Origin of the sequence: Streptomyces sp. Root1304 (genome assembly GCF_001426405.1) — a bacterium.
In the GTDB taxonomy this organism is placed as follows: Bacteria; Actinomycetota; Actinomycetes; order Streptomycetales; family Streptomycetaceae; genus Streptomyces.
This window is the reverse complement of sequence record NZ_LMEP01000027.1, coordinates 29,017-46,985: the sequence shown is the minus strand read 5'-3', so window position 1 is coordinate 46,985 and position 17,969 is coordinate 29,017. Positions and strand designations below refer to the sequence as shown.

The following is a 17,969-nucleotide window of genomic DNA, read 5'->3' as shown; positions in this document are numbered from 1 at the left end:
TCAGCGGCGGGCGGCGCGGACCAGCATGGTGGCCCCGGCCACCGGGACGCCGAGCGAGAAAACGGCGACCAGCAGGAGTTCCGTCGGGCCGATCCGGCCGGCGGCCCCGAGCAGGGCGCCCAGGAACACCAGGACCGGCACGGTCACACAGGCGGCGGTGGCGATGACCTTCTCGCGCCTGTCCCACTGCGACGAGGTCCACAGCAGCACCATCGAGGCGATCAGCGCGATCGTCCCCAGGGTGGAGCCGATCAGGAGCAGCAGCCCGGAGACGGAGAGCAGCAGCGCGGTCAGCCGGGTGCGGCCCCGGAAGTCGGCAGCCGGGGCGACCGTACCCGCCGGAGCCTCCTCGGTCAGGGCGGACGCGGCCACGGTACGGGGATCGCCGAGTCCGGCGAGGACCGCGCGGACCTGGTCGTCGTCCCGGGCCCCGGCGGCCTCGACGTGCTCGCGGAGATCCGCGAGGAGTTCGGCCCGGCGCTCGGCGGGCAGCATCACGGTCTCCCGCGCGACGGCGTCGAGGTAGGCGGCGACGAGCGGGTGGTCGATGGCGTTCATGCGGAGTCCCCCTGTGGGTCGGTGAGGAAGTGGTCGACGGCGTCCCTGAACAGCGGCCACGCCTGGGCGAATTCGGTGAGGGAGGCCCGGCCGACACCGGTGAGCGTGTAGTAGCGGCGCGGCGGCCCACTGGGCGAGTCGCGCAGCTCGGTGTCGACGAGTCCCTCGCGCCGGAGCCTCGACAGCAAGGGGTAGATCGTGCCCTGGCTGGTGGTCATGACGCTCACGGCGGAGAGCTCGGCGACGAGCTCGACACCGTACTTCGGCTCGTCCCTGAGCAGCGCGAGGACGCAGTACTCCAGCACTCCCTTGCGGAGTTGGCTGGGAACCCTGCCGCCCGTCTCGTTCATTGCGTTACCAGGAACCATGCAATGCAAGATACTCCGGAAAGGGATCACCGACAAGCCCGAACCCCCGGGGCGGGATCCACCCCGGGGGCCGTCCGGCCTCCCTCAGCCCGCGGCCCGGAACGCCTCCGTCAGCCTGCCGATCGCTCCCTCCGGATCACCCGTGAGCAGCAGGTGGTCCGCGTCGGCGAACGGCCCGGCCGCGGCCGCCGTGATGTTCTGGCCGATCCTCTTCTGGACGATCAGCCGTGCCACCCCGACGAGCTTCCGCGCCTCGGGGGAGGCACCCCGCCCGGCCGACCGCAGTGCCCCGGCGGCGACACCGAGCGCCCGCAGCGCCGGTTCCCCGCCCGACGGCGTCGCGGTCAGGGTGGTGAGCCCCCAGCCGTACGGGTACTGCGGGTCGTAGCGCTCGTCACCCACATTGAGCGGCAGCTGCGCCTCCGACCTCGGCCAGCTCACCGGCAGCTGCCCGGTGAACGGCCTCCTGCCGTAGAGGACATCGGCGACGCCGTCGCCCTCCGTGCCCGGCAGCCAGGAGGCGACCAGGGCGTCGACGGTCGCGAGCCGCGCACCGAGGAGCTGGGGCCGCCCGGACACGACCAGCACCGCACACGGCATCGCCGCGCACACCGTGTCGACGGCCGCCTTGTCGGCGGCGGTCAGTTCGAGGTCGTTGCCGTTGCCGACGTCCCCGAACCCCTCGGCGTAGGGGGTCTCGCCGACCACCACCACGCCCACGTCATAGCCGTCGGTCGGGGCGGAGGCCTCCTTCGAGAAGGCGATGTCGGCCCCCGGCGCGGCCCTGCGCATCCCTTCGAGGATCGTCGTGCCCGCCGTGGTCCGGCCGGACGAGCCCTGCCAGCTGATGGTCCAGCCACCCGCCTGGTTGCCCAGGTCGTCGGCGTTCGACCCGGCCACGTACACCTTCTGGGAGGGCTTCAGCGGCAGGACCCCGCCCTCGTTCCTCAGCAGCACCTGGGACTTCGCCACGGCCTCGCGGGCCACCGCGCGGTGTTCGGCCGAGCCGATCGACGGCAGGTTCGTCGTGTCCGCGTACGGCTTCTCGAACAGGCCGAGCCGGAACTTCTGGGTCAGGACGCGGGCCACCGCGTCGTCGATCCGCGCGACCGGGATCCGGCCGGCGCCGACCTCGTCGGTCAGGGTCCGGGTGAACTCCTGGTAGTTCGTCGGCACCATGATCATGTCGAGACCGGCGTTCACCGAGGTGCGCACGTCGCCGGCGTAGTCGCCGGGGATCTGGTCGATGGCCTGCCAGTCGCTGATGACGAAACCCTCGAAGCCCATGCGGTCCTTGAGGACCCCGTTGATCATCTCGGCATTGGCGTGCATCTTCACCGGCCCCCGCCCGTCGCCCAGGACGTCGAGCGAGGAGTACGAGGGCATCACCGTCCCGGTGCCGCGCTTCACGGCCTCGGCGAACGGCGCGAGGTGCACCGCCTCCAGTTCCGCGCGGGTGACCGTGGTGACGCCCTGGTCCGTCGTGTACGAACCCGTGGTCGAGGAGCCGAAGGCGGTGCCGCCGTCCCCGACGAAGTGCTTGGCGCTCGTCAGGACCTTGTCGTTGCGGTCGAGGTCCCTGCCGTTCCGGGCGCCCTGCATGCCGTTGATGACGGTCTCCATGGCCGTCACGAGCGCCGGGTCCTCGCCGAAGGCCTCGTACGAGCGGCCCCAGCGTTCGTCGCGGGTCACGCACAGGCACGGCGCGAAGTCCCAGGGCACGCCGGTGGCCCGTACCTCCTTCGCCGTGACGGCGCCGGTCCGCGCGGCGAGCTCGGGATCGCGTCCGGCGCCGATGCCGATGTTGTGCGGCATGACCGTCGCCCCGACGACGTTGTTGTGCCCGTGGACGGCGTCCACGCCGTAGACCAGCGGGATCTGGAAGCGGGTCGCGCGGGTGCGCAGCTGGTACGCGTCGACCATGGCGGCCCAGGCCTCGGGTGTGTTCGGGGTGGGGACCGAGCCGCCGCCCGAGAGCAGCGAGCCGAGGGCGTATCCGGCGATGTCACCGGGAGCCCGCAGGGCGTTGCGCTCGGCCTGCGTCATCTGGCCGGCCTTCTCCGCGAGCGACATCCGGGAGACGAGGTCGGCGACCCGTTTGCGCACCGGCAGCCGGGTGTCGAGGTACGGCAGCCCGTGCGCGTTCACCACGACCGTCGGGGACTCCGAGGGAGCCTTGGCGCCGTCGACCGTCAGCCGGACCGGGATCGTCTCCGCGGACTCGGCGACACCGTCCTCGAGGGTCTGCACGGTGATCGACCGGGTCGTGCCGGAGGGCGTCCCGGCGGGGAACACCAGGCTGCCCGAGACGGGCCGGTAGTCCTTCCCCGGCTCGGCGCCGCCGCCCTCCGTCGCGTACGTCACCGTGACCGGCGCACCGGTCGGCCCGGAGCCGGTGGTGGCCACCGAGACGTCGACCCGGGCGCTGCCGCCCTCGTCGACGGGGTGCACCGCCGACTTCGTCACCACCCGGGTGGTGAGCGCGGGCTCGGCCGCGCCGTACAGCTCCACCCCGTCGAGCGCGAACGCCCCCGGGGCCCCGGTCGGCAGCGTGACGGCGTATCCCCACATCCGGTCCAGCCCGAGGACCTGGTCGATGCCGCCGACGGGCTGGTAGTCGGTCCGGTAGACGAACTGCGCGAACGGGATCTCGACGAGGTGCCAGCCCTCCCAGTCGTCGGTGAAGGAGGTCGTCCACAGCTCGGACGCCTCGCCGTTCGCGCCGCCGTCCTTGATCTCGAAGGCGATCCGCTTGCCCGAGCCGGGCGGCAGCGGCGCCGTGTTCTGGCCGTACCACCAGAACCGGATGCCCCTGTACGCCGTCCAGTCGTGCGCCGGGCGGTCGAAGGCGAAGTCATGGGTGAAGCCGCCCCAGCCGCCGATGTCGTAGCGGCCTTCGAGGACCGTGCCGCCCTCGGGGGCGTCGGCACGCTCCCGTAGTTCGAGCTTCGGGTGGGACTCGGCGGCGTTCCCCCAGGTGAAGAGTCCCTCGGCGGGTGGCGGGGCGAACGGGACCTCGCCCTCGAACCGGTCGACGGCGAGCGGCGCGGGCTCCTGGGCGGCGGCGCTCGGCAGGCCCCCGGTGAGCAGACCGGTGAGGACGGCGGTCACGGCGACCGCGGTCGTACCCACCGTTCTTCTGCGACCTCCCCGTCGGGGGAATGTGCGGACACGCTTGTTTATGTTATGCACCTGACAAATCCTTCGCTGTCCGTGGTCCACCGACACCAGCAGCAAGCTCAGCAAGACTTTTATCAAGGCATGAAGTTATGGGGCGGCCGTGTGCGCGTCAACCCTCCGCGCCTGATGGCCTCCGGAGACCACCCCGCCGAAATTGGGTGGCGGGGCGGGGCTCCGATGGATCAGCATGCGCCAGATGAGCGATCAACCTGAGCGATGGACCCGGGCGACCGTCTATGCCGACATGTGGGTCGACCCCGACGACGACCCCCGCGAACAGGAGGGACCCCCTCCCGAGGGCGAACTCGCCACGCTCCTCGATTTCCTGACGGGATATCGGCACACGCTGCGGATGAAGTGCGACGGCCTGGACGCGGAGCAGCTGGCCCGTCGTTCGGTCCCGCCGTCCACGATGTCGCTGCTCGGCCTCGTCCGGCACCTTGCCGAGGCGGAGCGGGACTGGTTCAACTGGGTCACCGACGGCGAACCGCTGCCGAAGATCTACGGCCCTAAGGACGCGGACTTCCATGGAGCCCTCGCCGAACCGGCCCTGGTCGACGAGGCGTTCGCCGACCTGGAACGCGAACAGGCCCTGCTCGACCGCACGCTCGCCGCACACCCGGACCTCGGCGAGCGGCTGGGGAAGGAGGCGATCGCGGTGCGGGAGCTGATGGTGCACCGGATCGAGGAGTACGCCCGCCACTGCGGGCACGCCGACCTGCTGCGGGAGTGCGTCGACGGCAGGGTCGGGCAGTAGCGACCGGCCGGCGAGCCCGGCCGGCACGGGCGCGTGACTCGCGAGGGCGGCCCGGCGCCTTCACGCCCCGGCGGACCCCTCCCGTCCCGCCGGGGTCCGCCTGCGCGCGCCACCGTGTGCAGCAGCCGGGCCAGATCGCGGTACGGGCTCCGCCAGGAGGCGGCCCACTCCGTCTCCAACGCCGCCCGGTACTCGGCCTCCCCGGGCCGCCGGCCGTCGTCGAGATGGTCGTGGAAGATCCGTACGCCCCTGCCACGGCAGGGGATCGAGACCGTGCGCCCGCGCCAGCGCGTCCAGCGCCTCCGCGGTATCGCCCCGCGTACGGATGCCGAGGTTGCCGACGCTCGCGTCGCCGCCGTCCCCGATGAGCGCGGACGCCTCGCCGTACTCCCCGCGCAGCGCCTCGCGCACACCTAGGGCCTGTCGTCACACTCCCGTCTGCCCCGCGGCATCTGGTGCGTGCTCTCGCCGCACCGGGCGAAAGCCCGAGTACGGTCCAGTACGAGGGCTTCCGCCCGGCACGCCGAGAGCACGCACCAGATGCCGCGGGGCCGCCCTCCGGGCAACGACGGGNGACGCCTGGCACGCGCTCTCGCCGCACCGGGCGAAAGCCCGAGTACGGTCCAGTACGAGGGCTTCCGCCCGGCACGCCGAGAGCACGCACCAGATGCCGCGGGGCCGCCCTCCGGGCAACGACGGGAGTGTGACGACAGACCCTAGGACCGCCGATTCCTGGCGAGGACGCTCAGGACCCCGCCCGCCGCCACCAGCCCGGCCAGCCGGGCGACCGCAGGGCCGGACTCGTCCAGATACATCAGGACCCCGTGGCAGCACACCGCGTCGAAGCGCGCCCCACCGAGGTCCAGGGTGCCGATGTCCGCCTCGACGAACCGCACCCGCCCAGCAGGACCGGGACGGGCGGCGACACGCTCCGCCGCGGCCCGGAGCATCCCGGCGGACGGATCGACACCGGTCACCCGGTGCCCCGCCTCGGCGAGCCGCAGCACCATCTCGCCGTTCCCGCACCCGACATCGAGCACGTGGCAGGGACGGCGCGGCAGTTCGTCCAGAAGGCGCCGCGCCACCAGATCGTGCCGCAGCCGGCCCCGCCCGCCCGCGGAGTGGTCGGCGTACGCGCCGCCGACCGCGGCGAAGTCTCCGGCGCCTGCCTCCGAGGTCACCCTCGACCACCTCCAGTGGACGCACGTGCCCGGTCGGCGGAATCGCCCCGGGAGCCTTCCCACGGAAGCGCGCGGCACACCCGACGCCGAACGGCCGCACCCCGGCGACCGCCCGCTACGGAAGCCGCACCCCGTCCACGTCCGCCCCCGTGGCCCGTACGAGCTCCATCACCGCGTCCGCCACCCCGCGCAGCCGGGGACGGCGGAGGTCGAGGACGGCGCCGGGGACCGAGACGGCGTGGGCGGCGAGCAGGTTCATCAACGGCCAGAGGACCTCGGCGCGCTCGGGCAGCGTCAGCTCCCGGCCGTCCGGGGTGACGACCTTCGCCGGGGTCACACCGGCGAGAAGGTTGGTGCGGGGCCAGTCGACGTCGTACGAGCGGCCGTTCGGGCTCACCCGGAGGACCACGTCACGGGTGTGGTGGAGCAGCGCCAGGTAGTTCATCGGCACCGTGACCCGCCGTTCCGCGTCGAGCGACGGAACACCGTCCGCCGGACCGACCCGGATCACGGTGTCCAGACACGGGCCGTGGGCCTGGAAGGTCGTAGTGGCGCACATCTTCAGGAACCGGGCCCGCACAAGCCGGCCCCCGCGACGGGACCAACGACGGCCGACGGCGCCGAACGCGCCCTCGGGACCCGGCAGGAACTCCACGAGCCGACGGTCCTCCTCGCCCGGCTCGGTCACCGGCGCCCGCTCCTCGCCGGACCCGTGCGCCACAGCCGCGTAACGGGCCGCCGTGTCCGGGGGCAGCAGCCGGAGGTCGATCACGTCGCCGTCCATCTCGACACCCCCGACCGACCACGAGACGCGCATCTGCTCCAGCTGCCGCCGCGACCACCGGCTCACATCGGTCATGGTCCCGTCCAGACCGATCACCCGGCAGGTCCGCGTCCCCGCGAGCAGCAGACTGCGCGGCCACAGGACGCTGATCTGCGGCACCGCCTTCCGGCCGGGCGGATCGGTGGCGGCGAGGGGCGCGTCGGCGACGAGCACGGCCAGCCGGCCCGCCGTGACCGCCGACAGGCACAGCGGCGGCACACGCACCTCCTCGCTGATCTCGAAGACCCCGAACTCCGCCCCGCCGTGCTGCCCCGTGTCGTGCACCCGGAGCCGCAGCCCGACCGTCGGCTTGACCTCCGAGGGGTCGTTGTCGCCGACGTACGTCGTGTACGTGGCCTCCGTGTCCGGCTCGTACCGGACGAACGACGCCTCCAGGACGTCCGCCCGCACCAGCCGCGCGTCCACCGGACCCGGCCCCGAGCGCGGGGCCCACACCACGAAACTGTCGGGCCCGTACGGGTCGCTCCGCCCGCCCGCGCGGTCCCCGGCCGTGATCCTCGGGAACCGCTTGCGCGCCGCCCTGACGGCCGAGACGGGAACCATGACCGTACCGACGAGGCCCACGGCGGCAGCGGAGAGCACCCAGACCGGGTCGGCGCCCTCCGCCCAGGCGACGTACGCCACGACCAGACAGGCCGGACCGGCCGACCCGCGCAGCAGCGCGAGCAGCAGATCGCCGACGAGCACGCCGCCGTAGCCACGCATGGACCCTCCTTCGGTCGGGCACTCCCCGGATCATGGTTCTTCGTGGATCCGCCCCTGAGAAGGGGGTCGGGGGAACTCTCCCCGGACGGTGACGGCCGGTCGCCCGGTCTCCGGAACCCCTGAGGGCCCGGAGACCGTCGACCCGAGCGCGTGGCCCCGGCCGGCCGCGCGCTCGGGCAGCCCCTACTGGCGCGCCAGGAGATCCCGACGAAGCGAGTCGAGAATCCCGGCGGCCTCCGGCAGATCCGCCTTCCGGCAGCGCTCCGCCGCCGTCGTGAGCCTGCCGACTGCCTCCTGGATCCGGCCCAGGCCGTTGCCCTCGACGAGCGCGGCGAACCGGACCGCCTCGGCGCGCGGCAGCTCACCCTGCGGCCCGCCGCGCTCGTGCGCGGCCACGGCGGCCTCCGCCTCGGCGAGGGCCTCCTCGAACCGGTCCACCTCCGCAAGCACACGGGCCCGGCGGTAGTGCACCTCGCCGCTCTCGTACCAGGACGCGAACCCCTCCGTACCCTCCCCGTCCTCCGGTACGGCCGCCAGGACGGCGTCGGCCTCCGTCAGATACCGCAGCGCCGCTTCCGCGCCCTCCGCATCCCTCGCCACCATGGTGAGGCGGGCGAACTCGCGCATCATGTGCGCGATCAGCGCGGGGTTCGGCGCCTCGGCGTGCGAGGCGACGGCACGGGCGTACGCAAGCTCTGCCGTCTCCCAACGGCCGCCCATCGCGAGCGCCGTCGCCGCGTCGGCGGCGACCAGGGTGTGGACCGCCCGGTCGTCCTCCCACGTGGCCACCGTGTCCGCGAGCCGCAGGAACTCCTCGGCGGCCGGAAGGAACTCCTCCAGCTCCCGCAGCCCCCGGGCCAGGTTCAGCCGGGCCTGGGCCGTCGTGCGCTCGTCGAGCGACGGGGCCGCCTCGTCGGAGAGGACGGACTCCAGTACGGCGACCGCGTCCGCCTGCTGCCCGCCGCGTGCCAATACGTCGGCGAGCTGGAACCGCACCTCGGTCGCCGCCTCGGGCTCCCCGGCCTGGTCGAACCGCGCGGCCGCCTCGGACAGGTGGCGCACCGCACCGGCGGTGTCCCCGAGGTGCGAGGAGGCGTGGCCGAGCAGCGAGTACGTCGGCGCGAGCGGGAACTCCACGTCCTCGTAGCGGACCGCGTCCGCGATGGCCCGGTGCAGCAGCTCCACGGCCTCCGCCGGCTCGTCCTTGGAGATCATGATCTGGGCGAGCAGCGCGCGCGGGCGCGAACCGCGCCAGGGCCGCCCCGAGGCCTCGACGTCCTGGAGCGCCGCACGCAGTTCGGCCTCGGCCAGGACCGTGTCACCACGCCGCAGCGCCAGGTCGGCGACGAACTCCCGCGCGTGGGCCTGGTGATGGGGGACCGAGAGGCGCTCCGCCTCCTCGCGCAGCGTCCGGGTGCGTTCCTCGACCCGCCCCCACACGGAAGCGGGGGCCTCGGGCAGCTGCTGCTGCACGTCGTGGTAGGCGGCGAAGGTGGCGGCGTACAGCACGACGAGGTACGCCAGGACGCGTTCCCGCGCGGGCTCGGCCCCAGAGGCCGCCTCCGCCTCCGTCTCGCCGGGCGTGTCACCCGTGAGCGGTACCTCGGCCTTGAGTCGTTCGGCTTCCCCCAGAGCCTCGTCCAGAGCGGACCGCAGCGCGTCCGCGCCCCTCCCCAGGGTGCCGTCGCCGGGCCGGGCGTCCTCCTCGGTGCCGTGGAACGCGGACGCCCACGCCAGCGCGCGTGTCCGCGTGGACAGCGCGTGCCACGGCATCGCCAGCCGCTCGAACAACTCGGTGGCACGGTCGAGCTCGCCGATGCTCTCCGCCTCACGGTTCTCGCGGGACAGCACGTACGCGCGCTGCTCGGCGAGTTCCGCACGCAGCAGGTCCTCGGGACCGAGCCGGTCGTCGTGGGCGGTGTCGTCCGCGCCGAAGCGCTCGGCGACGTGCCTCCAGAGCCGGTCGGACCCGGGATGCCCCGCGAGCGACAGACGACGTGCCTCGGTCACGAGCTCGAAGAAGTCCTCGGGCACGTTCACCCCGGCCCCCGCCACCACAGACGCCTGCGCGGCCTCCGAAGCCTCCGGCACCTGCCCGGCCACCGACCCCGGCGAGGCCGCCGTACGCAGCCCCAGCGGCAGCGACTCGTCGAGCACGGGCCGCCAGGCCAGGCGCGCCCGGCGCCGATCGCCCACCGCCGAAGTCCCGTTGCGCGCGTCGAAGGCGGCGGCGAGCCGGTCTCCCTCGGACCGGACGTGGGCGGCGAGCGTCCCCGCCGTCCAGCTCCGGCCGGGCGGGCCGGCCACGGGCGTGTCCGCGTGCCCGTCCTCGACGAGCCGGGCGGCCAGCACCTCGACGCCGGTGAGGAACTCCAGGTGTGCCAGCGGAGCACCGGTCGCCTCGAACAGCGGCCGGTTCTCCGCGAGGATCTCCAGGCCGCGCCCCTCGTTCCGCGAGAGCGCGCAGAACTCCAGGTGCAGGCCGACCTCCTCCTGCATGCCGGTGTTGCCCCGGACCCGCCGGTAGCCGGTGAGATGGTGCGAGCGGGCCTCGTCCACGCGGCCGACGCGCAGCAGCGGGAGCAGCGCGCGCGCCTGGCTCACCTGCGGTTCCTCGGTGCAGCTCTGGGCTCCGCCGAGAACCGGCCGCCAGATGTCGAGCGCCCCGGCGTCGTCGCCCGACGACATCCGGTGCCAGGCGAAGTGGCGGGTCTCGCAGGCCTCGCAGTCGCTGAGGTGGGTACGCGGCCGGGTCGCCCACAGGTCGTACGCGTCGGCGACGTCCGTGCCCGTGTGGAACGCGACGTGGTAGCCCATGGCGGCGACCGGCTGCATGCCGTGCCCGGCCGCCTCGTACCGCTCGCGCATCTGACCGATCCAGCCGCGCACGGAGCTCAGCGGCATCTCGGGCACCTGGAGCAGCGAGGTCGTCACCCACTTGAAGCGCCAGAAGACCTGGTGCGCCTCCCAGTCGCTGAACGACTGGGGGGTGGTGTCCCACAGCTTCAGCAGCCGGGCGAAGACCACGGGGGACTTGCGGTGCTCACCGGTGAACTCGTACGCCGCCATCAGTTCCAGCAGGGCGGTGACCAGGACATCGGGCTTCTCGAAGACCTCGGCGGCCTCGACCAGCTCCTCGGCGGTCACCGTGCGCGGCAGACCGTGCGGGCGCTCGTCGTTCTCGCGCAGCGCCTCGACGACGGCCTCGGGGGTGTCCAGCATCTACAGTTCCTTCCGGGGCTCGGAGCCGGGTGCCGCCGTGCCGGGGTCGTGCATGGCGTGGGTGAGCAGGCCGATGAAGGCCCGGTTGAGCAGGGCGCTCTCGCTCGCCCGGAGCGGGCGGCGGCTGAGCAGCAGCGCCTGGCCGTACAGGGCCTCGGCGGTCGTGACGGCGAGTCCGCGCTCGGAGATCGTGATCGCCTGCCGGACCAGCGGGTTCAGATGGTTGAGGACCAGCTGGGCCCGGGGGGTCTCGTGGCGCAGGGAGCCGAGGATGTCGGCCCAGAGGCCGTCGCTGTCGGCGGCCAGGCTCGACCTGCTCCGCTCGTGCCGGGCCTCCCGGTTGTCCAGGAGCAGCGCGGGCGCCGTCACCGGCTGGAAGTCCCGCAGCACGACATCGCAGTCGTGGACGCCGATCGTCTCCCGGGCGAGGGAGAGGAACGCGGCGGCCCGCAGCTCGGCGGCCGGGTCCACGGCGTCGAGATGGGCGGTGACGGTGGCCGGATCGAGATCCGTGACGGCCGTACCGGGGCGGATCTCGGGAAGCCGCAGCACCAGATCGCGGTCGTACGTGTAACCGCCGTTGACGACCCCCAGACCGGCGGCCGCCGCGATCGGCGCGACCTGGCGGAACTCCTCCACGCTGCGGGTGACCAGCAGCGTCGGGTGCGTCCGGGCGAACTCCTCCAGGGTGACGTTGCCGTCGGTCGTCTCGAACGGCAGCCACGGCAGCACGATGCGCAACAGCTCGTCGTCGTGCCGGGCGAGCGCCTTGACCGCGAGGTGGTGGGTGTCGATGAAGCGGTGCAGCAGCGACGGATCGCTGGCGGCGAGCCCGGTGAGCCAGTCGCGGATCCGCTCGCCGAGGGCGTCCCGTACCGCCGACAGGGTGCCGTCCTCGTACAGCGACTCCCGGGACGCGGTCGGCCGCAGGCTCGTCGTGTCGACCACACAGCGGACGAAGAAGGCCCACTCCGGCAGCAGTTCGTGCGCCTGGTCGGTGAGCAGCATGCCCTTGAGGTGGACGCGGTGGCCCCTGCGCTGCGCCGGGCTCACGGCCGTGGGGAGGACGTAGGCGACGCCGCGCAGACCGGCCGCCGGCAGGTCCAGCTCGATGGTGTCGAGCGGGGTGAAGTCGAAGAGCTCGCGGCAGTACGCGGTCATCGCCTCGCGCCGGGCCAGCGGGGAGCGGTGGGTACGGTCCCACGGGGGCGCCTCGTTGACGCGGTGCGCGGTGCCGCGCGGGTCGACGACCGTGACCTCGTGCCGCAGGAGGCCGCCGTAGTGCCGGGCCAGGGACACGACCCGGTCCGGGTGCGTCCACTCGGCGTTGTCGGCGCGCGGGGTCAGCCGGACGGTGGTGCCCGGTTCGGGCATCGCCGAGGCGGGAAGGGCGCGGATCGTGTAGCGGCCGTCGGAGTGACCGCGCCACTCCACGGCGGGGGCCGACGGATCCTTCGCGGACCGGCTGAGCACCGTGATCTCGTCGGCCACGACGAAGCAGGCGAGCAGGCCGATGCCGAACTGGCCGATGAACTCGCCCCGGGCGGCGTCGAGCCCGGCGCCGTCGAGCACGCCGTCGGGGGTGCGCTTCGAGCTGCGTCCGATGGTGGCGAGGAACTGGTGGACGTCGGCCTCGGTCAGGCCGACGCCGCTGTCCGTGACCGTCAGGGTGTCACCGGTGCGAACGGTGATGGTGCCCGGCGCGGAGGGGTCGAGGGCCTGCCGTGCGGTGATGGCGTCCACGGCGTTCTGCAGCAGCTCGCGCAGATAGACGCGGGGGCTGGAGTAGAGGTGGTGGGAGAGCAGGTCGACCAGGCCGCGCAGGTCGACCTGGAAGGTGTGTGCGGATTCGGAAGGGGGCACCTGGCGGAGTCTTTCGCTGGTCGCGCCGGCGCGCGGAGGGCGCCGGCGGCGGGACGGACGGGAGAGGGCTGGAGCGGGCGAACCGGTCGGGAGTGGGCGGGGCGGCACGGGGCGGCGCACCGGCGACGGGCCCCGGACGGGGCTCGGAGGAGCGCGCCGACGCGACCGGGCCCGGACGGTGATCCGCCGCGTGCCCCGCCCCGTCCCGCCCTGCGGACGCCTCAGCGTCCGGCCGAGGCCCGGAGCTTCCGGTAGGGCGCGGCGGGGTCGGAGCCGTCCAGGTAGTACCAGGGGAACTCGGTCACACGGCCCTCGGTGGCCCGGAAGCACTCACGGGCGGCGGACCGCTCGCCCGCGAGGGAGAACGCCATGGCGAAGGTGTTGAGGACCTGGTTCCAGCCACCCCGGCGGACGAAGTCGGGGTGCCGGTAGGAGTGCTCTGCGGCCCGGTGCAGGGAGGCCTTCACGTCGTCGCGGCGGATGTACGCGGCGTCCGGGCCCGAGTCGAGCGAGAGCCACTCCTCCAGGTGGGCCACGGCGACGAGCTGTCCCAGCAGGGTGCCGGCGGGGGCACCGAAGGCGGAGTCACGGGCGAAGGCGTGCATCTCCTCGTGCGAGCCGCCCCACTTGTCGCAGACCTGCTGCAACTGCTGCTGGTGCGCCTCCAGATGCTGGGGGTCGCGCCGCACCGTCGCCTCGAAACGGCGCCGTGCCATGACCTGGCCCACTTCGAGGCCGCGTCCGGTCACCTGGAGGGCGTACCACGGGGAGACCCACCCGGGCTCGCGCTCGGCCACCTGGTAGAGCCATTCCTCCGCCGTGCGCAGGCGGGCGTGGAACACCTCGAACTGCTCGCGCGAGACCTGCGAGGCGCGGGCCGAGGTGCGCGCCTCCCAGCCCCAGCTGATCTGACGGATTCCGGCCACGAGCCGGGGGAGCGGCGCTTCCGGTTCCGCTTCGAGGACGCGGGAGAGCCAGCGCTCCGCCCCGGCGGTCTCGCCGACGGCCCACAGCAGGCTCACGCGGCCCTCGCTCTCGGGCCGCGCCTCCAGCACGTCCCGGACGGTGGCCCAGTCCGCCGCCTCGGCGGCCTCCCGCACCTGGCGTACGGCGGGATCGCCGGAGTCCTTCTCCACGCGTACGGAGGGCCGTCCGGCCCATCTTCCCAGCGTGACCCCCCAGTCACCCAGCAACGCCATGTCCCCACCCCTTGCCGTGTCCGAACGGGGAGGCCAGTGATCACCCTCCCCGTGGAGGTAGTGACTATCACGCGCGACCGGCAATCGCACACCTGTTTACCCGTCGGTCCCCGTGACGTGAATTCACTCGGTGCGCCGGGTGAACAGGACCTTCGCCAACAGGTCCCGGGTGAGGGCGAGGTGGGACTCCTCGGGGTGGGTGGTCAGCCGGATCCTGATCCAGGCCTCGTCGAGGCTCACACCGGAGACCCGGGAAAGTCTCCTGGCCTGCCAGGAGGTGATGGGAGACCAGATCCAGCGACGATGTCTGAGCGGCTTCATGCGCTGATCAACGAGACGACCGCACGGACGGCATCGAGCAAATCAGGTGATAGCGGCACAGGATGGACATGGGTGGACCGTGGCCGGCCCGACCGGCCCGACCGGCCCGACCGGTCTGCTCGGAGCGACCGGCCCTGCTCGGCCCGATGAGCCCGATCCGTCCGATGGGCCTGCTCGGCGCGGTCAGAGCCGCCCCGCCCCGGCCGCCCCGCTCTCCGACAGCGGGGGAGTGCCGAACGGCATCTCCGGGTTCGGTCCGATCGGCTGGTCCGGGTCGAGCCGGAGCCCCAGGCGCGGCGTGGCCGCCGAGAGGATGCCCCACAGGGCGTCGCTCAGGAAATGTGTCAGGTCGTCGAGGGAACTCCTCGTCCCGGGAGGGGTGGCGGCCCAGTGATTGACGACCCCGTCCACCAGCCCGACCATGCCGAACGCCAGGTTGAGGCTGAAGCCGGCCGGTGCCCGGCCGCCGTCGAGCAACTGGACGGCGTACGAGTCCAGGAGGCGCGCCAGGTCGCGGGCGACGGCGGTCCGGGTACCCGCCACGGCCGGCGAGCCGGTGACGGGAAGCCCCTGCGTGCCCGTGCCGAGGAACTGATGGAGCCGCGGATGCTCCGCGACCCATCCCACATAGGTGGTCGCCGCGAGCTCGATCGCGCCCCGGATCGTGCCCTTCGGGTCGAGCGCCGGAGACAGCGCGGCCATCAGGTCGTCGAGGATGCGGGCACGGATCCGCTCGTCCAGATCCTCGCGGCTGCGGAAGATCCGGTAGACGACGGACCGGGGCATCCCGGCCTCGGCCCCGATCGCCGCGACACTGACCGACGTGCCCTCGCGGGAGATGACGGTGAGCGCGGCCGTGAGGAGCTGCTCGCGCCGCTCGGCGCGGTGGCCGCTCCAGCGGGTGTCCCTGCCGTCGGGCCGGCCGTCGTTGCGCACGTGTCTCTCCGCCACGGCGTGGATCGTACCCGGCAGGCCCGGCGCGACCGGGATCCGTCCACCTCTCAGGGGGTGGCGCAGATCACGTTACCGTCAGTATCCTGGACGCGGTGACACAGGTAAATTCCGGGTACCGGCCCGGGAGTTCGCACCGACCCGGGGCCGGCCGCTCCACCTCCGTACCGTAGGAACGCACCCGGAGGCCGCGGCGCCGGTCCCGCGCCGCACCGCCCGACACGAGACACGTGCGGGTCGGCGACAGAGGGGGATGGACATGGAGTACGAGCACGTCGACGTGCTGATCATCGGCGCGGGCCTTTCCGGAGTCGGTGTCGCCTGCCACCTGGAGACCGGGAATCCCGGCACCACCTACGCCCTCCTCGAACGGCGCGCCGGGATCGGCGGCACCTGGGACCTCTTCCGCTACCCGGGCATCCGCTCCGACTCGGACATGTACACCTTCGGCTACGGCTTCCGCGCCTGGCACGGCACCAAGGTGCTCGCCGACGGCTCCGACATCCGCCGCTACGTCCGGGCGACGGCCGAGGAGCACGGCGTCACCGACCGCATCGTCTTCGGCCGCAGGGCCGTCCGGGCGGACTGGTCGAGCGACGAGGGACGTTGGACCGTCGAGACCGTGGACGAGACCACCGGCGCGACCGAGGTCCGTACCGCACGCTTCCTCGTCGGCGCCACCGGCTACTACGACTACGACGCGGGCCACCGCCCGCGGTTCCCTGGTGAGGAACGATTCGGCGGCACCTTCCTGCACCCCCAGCACTGGCCGGAGGGCCTCGACCACACCGGCAAGCGGGTGGTCGTCATCGGCAGCGGCGCCACCGCCATCACCCTCGTACCGGCGATGGCCGACGCCGCCGCCCACGTCACCATGCTCCAGCGCTCGCCCACGTACATCATGGCGCTGCCCGCCGACGACCCGGTCTCCGTCGTCCTGCGACGGCTGCGCGTCCCCGCGCGGCTCGTCCACCGGGTCGGGCGCGCCCGCAACATCGCGCTCCAGCGCGGTCTGTACGCCCTCTGCCGCAAGGCGCCCCGCACCATGCGCCGGATCCTCCTCGCCGGGGTGCGCGCGCGGCTCGGCAAGAGCGTCGACATGCGCCACTTCACCCCCACGTACAAGCCCTGGGACCAGCGGCTCTGCGTCGTGCCGGGCGGCGACCTCTTCACGACGCTCAGGAGCGGCAGGGCGTCCGTCGTCACCGACCGCATCGTGACGTTCACCGAGACCGGGGTGAAGGTCGGGTCCGGGGAGGAGATCCCCGCCGACATCGTCGTCACGGCCACCGGCCTGCGGATGCAGCTCGCCGGCGGCATGGAGATGGCGGTCGACGGGAAGCCCGTCGTCACCCGCGACCACCTCCTCCACAAGGGGGTGATGCTCGACGGTGTGCCCAACCTGGCGATGATCATCGGCTACACGAACGCCTCCTGGACCCTCAAGGCCGACCTCGCCGCCGGTTACGTCAGCAGGCTGATCGCGCACATGGACCGGCACGGACACACCAGCGCCACCCCCGTCGCCGCCGAGGCCGACCGCTCCACGGTGTCCGTCATGGGCGAGTCGCTGACCTCCGGCTACATCGCACGCGGCGACACGGTCATGCCCCGCCAGGGCACCCGCGACCCGTGGCGGATCCGGAACAACTACTACCGCGACCGCCGCGCCCTGAGCCGCTCCCCGATCGAGGACCCGGCGCTCCGCTTCGACCGTACGACCCCGGACACGACACAGGCACAGGCGCAGGCAGAGACAACGGCATAGGTACCGGCACAGGCACGGACACAAGGCCGATCACGGGCACCAGGATGACGAAGGTGAGGGCAAGGACGATGACGACCGGCCGGGAGACCTACCACGAGAGGCTTCAGACCCTGTCCGAAGCCTCGGTGCACATCCACTTCGACGCGTTCACCGACATCGACTGGGACAACCCCGACCACGCCATCGACCCGACGGACCCCCGCTGGGTCCTCCCCGCCGCCGACCCCCTGGGCGGACACCCCTGGTACCGGGAACAGTCGCTGGAGGTGCGGGCGAGGATCGGCCTCTATCGGTACGCCAACATCGTCAAGGTGGGCATGCAGTTCGAGAACGTCCTGATCCGGGGGGTGATGGACTACCTCTTCTCGCTACGGAACCAGAACCCGGAGTTCCGCTACCTCACCCACGAGGTCACCGAGGAGTGCCACCACACGCAGATGTTCCAGGAGTTCGTGAACCGCTCGGGCGCCGACGTGCCCGGCGGCCGGCGCTCCTTCCGCGTACTGAGCCGCTTCCTGCCGCTCGCCGGCTCCCTCGTCCCCGAGTCCTTCTTCACCGGCGTCCTCGCCGGCGAGGAACCCATCGACCACCTCCAGAAGGCGATCCTGCGCGGTGGCGAGGACATGCACCCGCTCATGCGACGCCTCATGCAGATCCATGTGGCCGAGGAGGCCCGGCACATCTCCTTCGCCCACGAGTTCCTGCGCGCGAAGGTCCCCGGCTTCGGCCGGGCGCGCCGGGGCGCCCTGTCGATCGCGTTCCCGGTGATCATGCGCGTCCTGGGGGACGTCATCGTCGTCCCCGACCGGAAGACCGCCGAGGCGATCGGCGTGCCCCACTGGGTCATCAAGGACATCTTCTGGAAGTCCGCCGAGGGCGAGAAACTGCTCCGCGACCTCTTCGCCGACGTGCGGATGCTCGCCGAGGACATCGGCCTGATGAACAAGACGTCACGAAGGGTCTGGAAGGCGCTGCGCATCGACGGCCGTCCGTCCCGCTACCGGGGCGAACCCTCCCGGCTGACCGCTTAGCGGTACGGGGAGGTCACGAAT

At 72.8% G+C, this 17,969-nt stretch carries 14 protein-coding genes; 4 read left to right on the top strand and 10 right to left on the bottom strand.

Going from position 1 to position 17,969, the window contains the following annotated elements; translation table 11 throughout:
* The 3 genes from ASD33_RS31305 to ASD33_RS31295 all read right to left on the bottom strand — a co-directional run bounded on the left by ASD33_RS31305 (position 1) and on the right by ASD33_RS31295 (position 4,058).
* Positions 1 to 558, bottom strand: coding sequence for a hypothetical protein (locus ASD33_RS31305; RefSeq protein ID WP_056568313.1), 558 nt, complete (start codon positions 556 to 558; stop codon positions 1 to 3).
* The gene (locus ASD33_RS31300) at positions 555 to 926 is read right to left on the bottom strand and encodes a PadR family transcriptional regulator (RefSeq protein ID WP_056568310.1); all 372 of its coding nucleotides are present in this window, start codon (positions 924 to 926) and stop codon (positions 555 to 557) included. The genes ASD33_RS31305 and ASD33_RS31300 overlap by 4 nt, the downstream gene beginning before the upstream one ends.
* A gap of 84 nt (positions 927 to 1,010) precedes the next feature.
* Entirely contained in the window at positions 1,011 to 4,058 is a 3,048-nt protein-coding gene (locus tag ASD33_RS31295) for a glycoside hydrolase family 3 N-terminal domain-containing protein (protein ID WP_107103798.1), read from the bottom strand.
* A 244-nt stretch (positions 4,059 to 4,302) separates the two neighbouring features.
* Here ASD33_RS31295 and ASD33_RS31290 point away from each other — a divergent pair, with 244 nt between their 5' ends.
* Together ASD33_RS31290 and ASD33_RS35635 are read left to right on the top strand one after the other, a co-directional pair.
* Positions 4,303 to 4,863 (top strand): DinB family protein, encoded by a 561-nt coding sequence (locus tag ASD33_RS31290; RefSeq protein WP_079045129.1) that lies wholly within the window; start codon positions 4,303 to 4,305, stop codon positions 4,861 to 4,863.
* Between the two features lie 273 nt (positions 4,864 to 5,136).
* Positions 5,137 to 5,280, top strand: coding sequence for a hypothetical protein (locus ASD33_RS35635; protein WP_157870104.1), 144 nt, complete (start codon positions 5,137 to 5,139; stop codon positions 5,278 to 5,280).
* A gap of 299 nt (positions 5,281 to 5,579) precedes the next feature.
* Here ASD33_RS35635 and ASD33_RS31285 read toward each other — a convergent pair whose 3' ends face one another.
* The 7 genes from ASD33_RS31285 to ASD33_RS31260 form a co-directional block, all read right to left on the bottom strand.
* Positions 5,580 to 6,044, bottom strand: coding sequence for a class I SAM-dependent methyltransferase (locus ASD33_RS31285; protein ID WP_242427193.1), 465 nt, complete (start codon positions 6,042 to 6,044; stop codon positions 5,580 to 5,582).
* A gap of 115 nt (positions 6,045 to 6,159) precedes the next feature.
* Positions 6,160 to 7,593, bottom strand: coding sequence for a hypothetical protein (locus ASD33_RS31280; RefSeq protein WP_056568303.1), 1,434 nt, complete (start codon positions 7,591 to 7,593; stop codon positions 6,160 to 6,162).
* A gap of 183 nt (positions 7,594 to 7,776) precedes the next feature.
* Positions 7,777 to 10,815, bottom strand: a complete 3,039-nt coding sequence (locus ASD33_RS31275) for a hypothetical protein (RefSeq protein WP_056568300.1) — start codon at positions 10,813 to 10,815, stop codon at positions 7,777 to 7,779.
* The gene (locus ASD33_RS31270; RefSeq protein ID WP_056568298.1) at positions 10,816 to 12,678 is read right to left on the bottom strand and encodes an HSP90 family protein; all 1,863 of its coding nucleotides are present in this window, start codon (positions 12,676 to 12,678) and stop codon (positions 10,816 to 10,818) included.
* 221 nt (positions 12,679 to 12,899) lie between these two features.
* A complete protein-coding gene (locus ASD33_RS31265) occupies positions 12,900 to 13,877 on the bottom strand; it encodes a hypothetical protein (RefSeq protein WP_242427192.1) in 978 nt (325 codons plus the stop codon).
* Between the two features lie 123 nt (positions 13,878 to 14,000).
* Positions 14,001 to 14,198, bottom strand: a complete 198-nt coding sequence (locus ASD33_RS35630) for a hypothetical protein (RefSeq protein WP_157870103.1) — start codon at positions 14,196 to 14,198, stop codon at positions 14,001 to 14,003.
* A gap of 183 nt (positions 14,199 to 14,381) precedes the next feature.
* Positions 14,382 to 15,149: a TetR/AcrR family transcriptional regulator gene (locus tag ASD33_RS31260; RefSeq protein WP_079045116.1), complete on the bottom strand. Its 768-nt coding sequence runs from the start codon at positions 15,147 to 15,149 to the stop codon at positions 14,382 to 14,384.
* Positions 15,150 to 15,408: 259 nt separating this feature from the next.
* On the opposite strand from ASD33_RS31260, the gene ASD33_RS31255 reads away from it, so the two are divergent.
* Entirely contained in the window at positions 15,409 to 16,917 is a 1,509-nt protein-coding gene (locus ASD33_RS31255; RefSeq protein ID WP_056568904.1) for an NAD(P)/FAD-dependent oxidoreductase, read from the top strand.
* Positions 16,918 to 16,985: 68 nt separating this feature from the next.
* Positions 16,986 to 17,948, top strand: a complete 963-nt coding sequence (locus tag ASD33_RS31250) for a diiron oxygenase (protein WP_079045115.1) — start codon at positions 16,986 to 16,988, stop codon at positions 17,946 to 17,948.
* Positions 17,949 to 17,969 lie beyond the last annotated feature (21 nt).

Coding starts and splice junctions, on each gene's coding strand:
- ASD33_RS31305 (WP_056568313.1), bottom strand. CDS start 558: ATGAACGCCATCGACCACCCGCTCGTCGCCGCCTACCTCGACGCCGTC.
- ASD33_RS31300 (WP_056568310.1), bottom strand. CDS start 926: ATGGTTCCTGGTAACGCAATGAACGAGACGGGCGGCAGGGTTCCCAGC.
- ASD33_RS31290 (WP_079045129.1), top strand. CDS start 4,303: ATGAGCGATCAACCTGAGCGATGGACCCGGGCGACCGTCTATGCCGAC.
- ASD33_RS31280 (WP_056568303.1), bottom strand. CDS start 7,593: ATGCGTGGCTACGGCGGCGTGCTCGTCGGCGATCTGCTGCTCGCGCTG.
- ASD33_RS31275 (WP_056568300.1), bottom strand. CDS start 10,815: ATGCTGGACACCCCCGAGGCCGTCGTCGAGGCGCTGCGCGAGAACGAC.
- ASD33_RS31265 (WP_242427192.1), bottom strand. CDS start 13,877: ATGGCGTTGCTGGGTGACTGGGGGGTCACGCTGGGAAGATGGGCCGGA.
- ASD33_RS35630 (WP_157870103.1), bottom strand. CDS start 14,198: ATGAAGCCGCTCAGACATCGTCGCTGGATCTGGTCTCCCATCACCTCC.
- ASD33_RS31255 (WP_056568904.1), top strand. CDS start 15,409: ATGGAGTACGAGCACGTCGACGTGCTGATCATCGGCGCGGGCCTTTCC.
- ASD33_RS31250 (WP_079045115.1), top strand. CDS start 16,986: ATGACGACCGGCCGGGAGACCTACCACGAGAGGCTTCAGACCCTGTCC.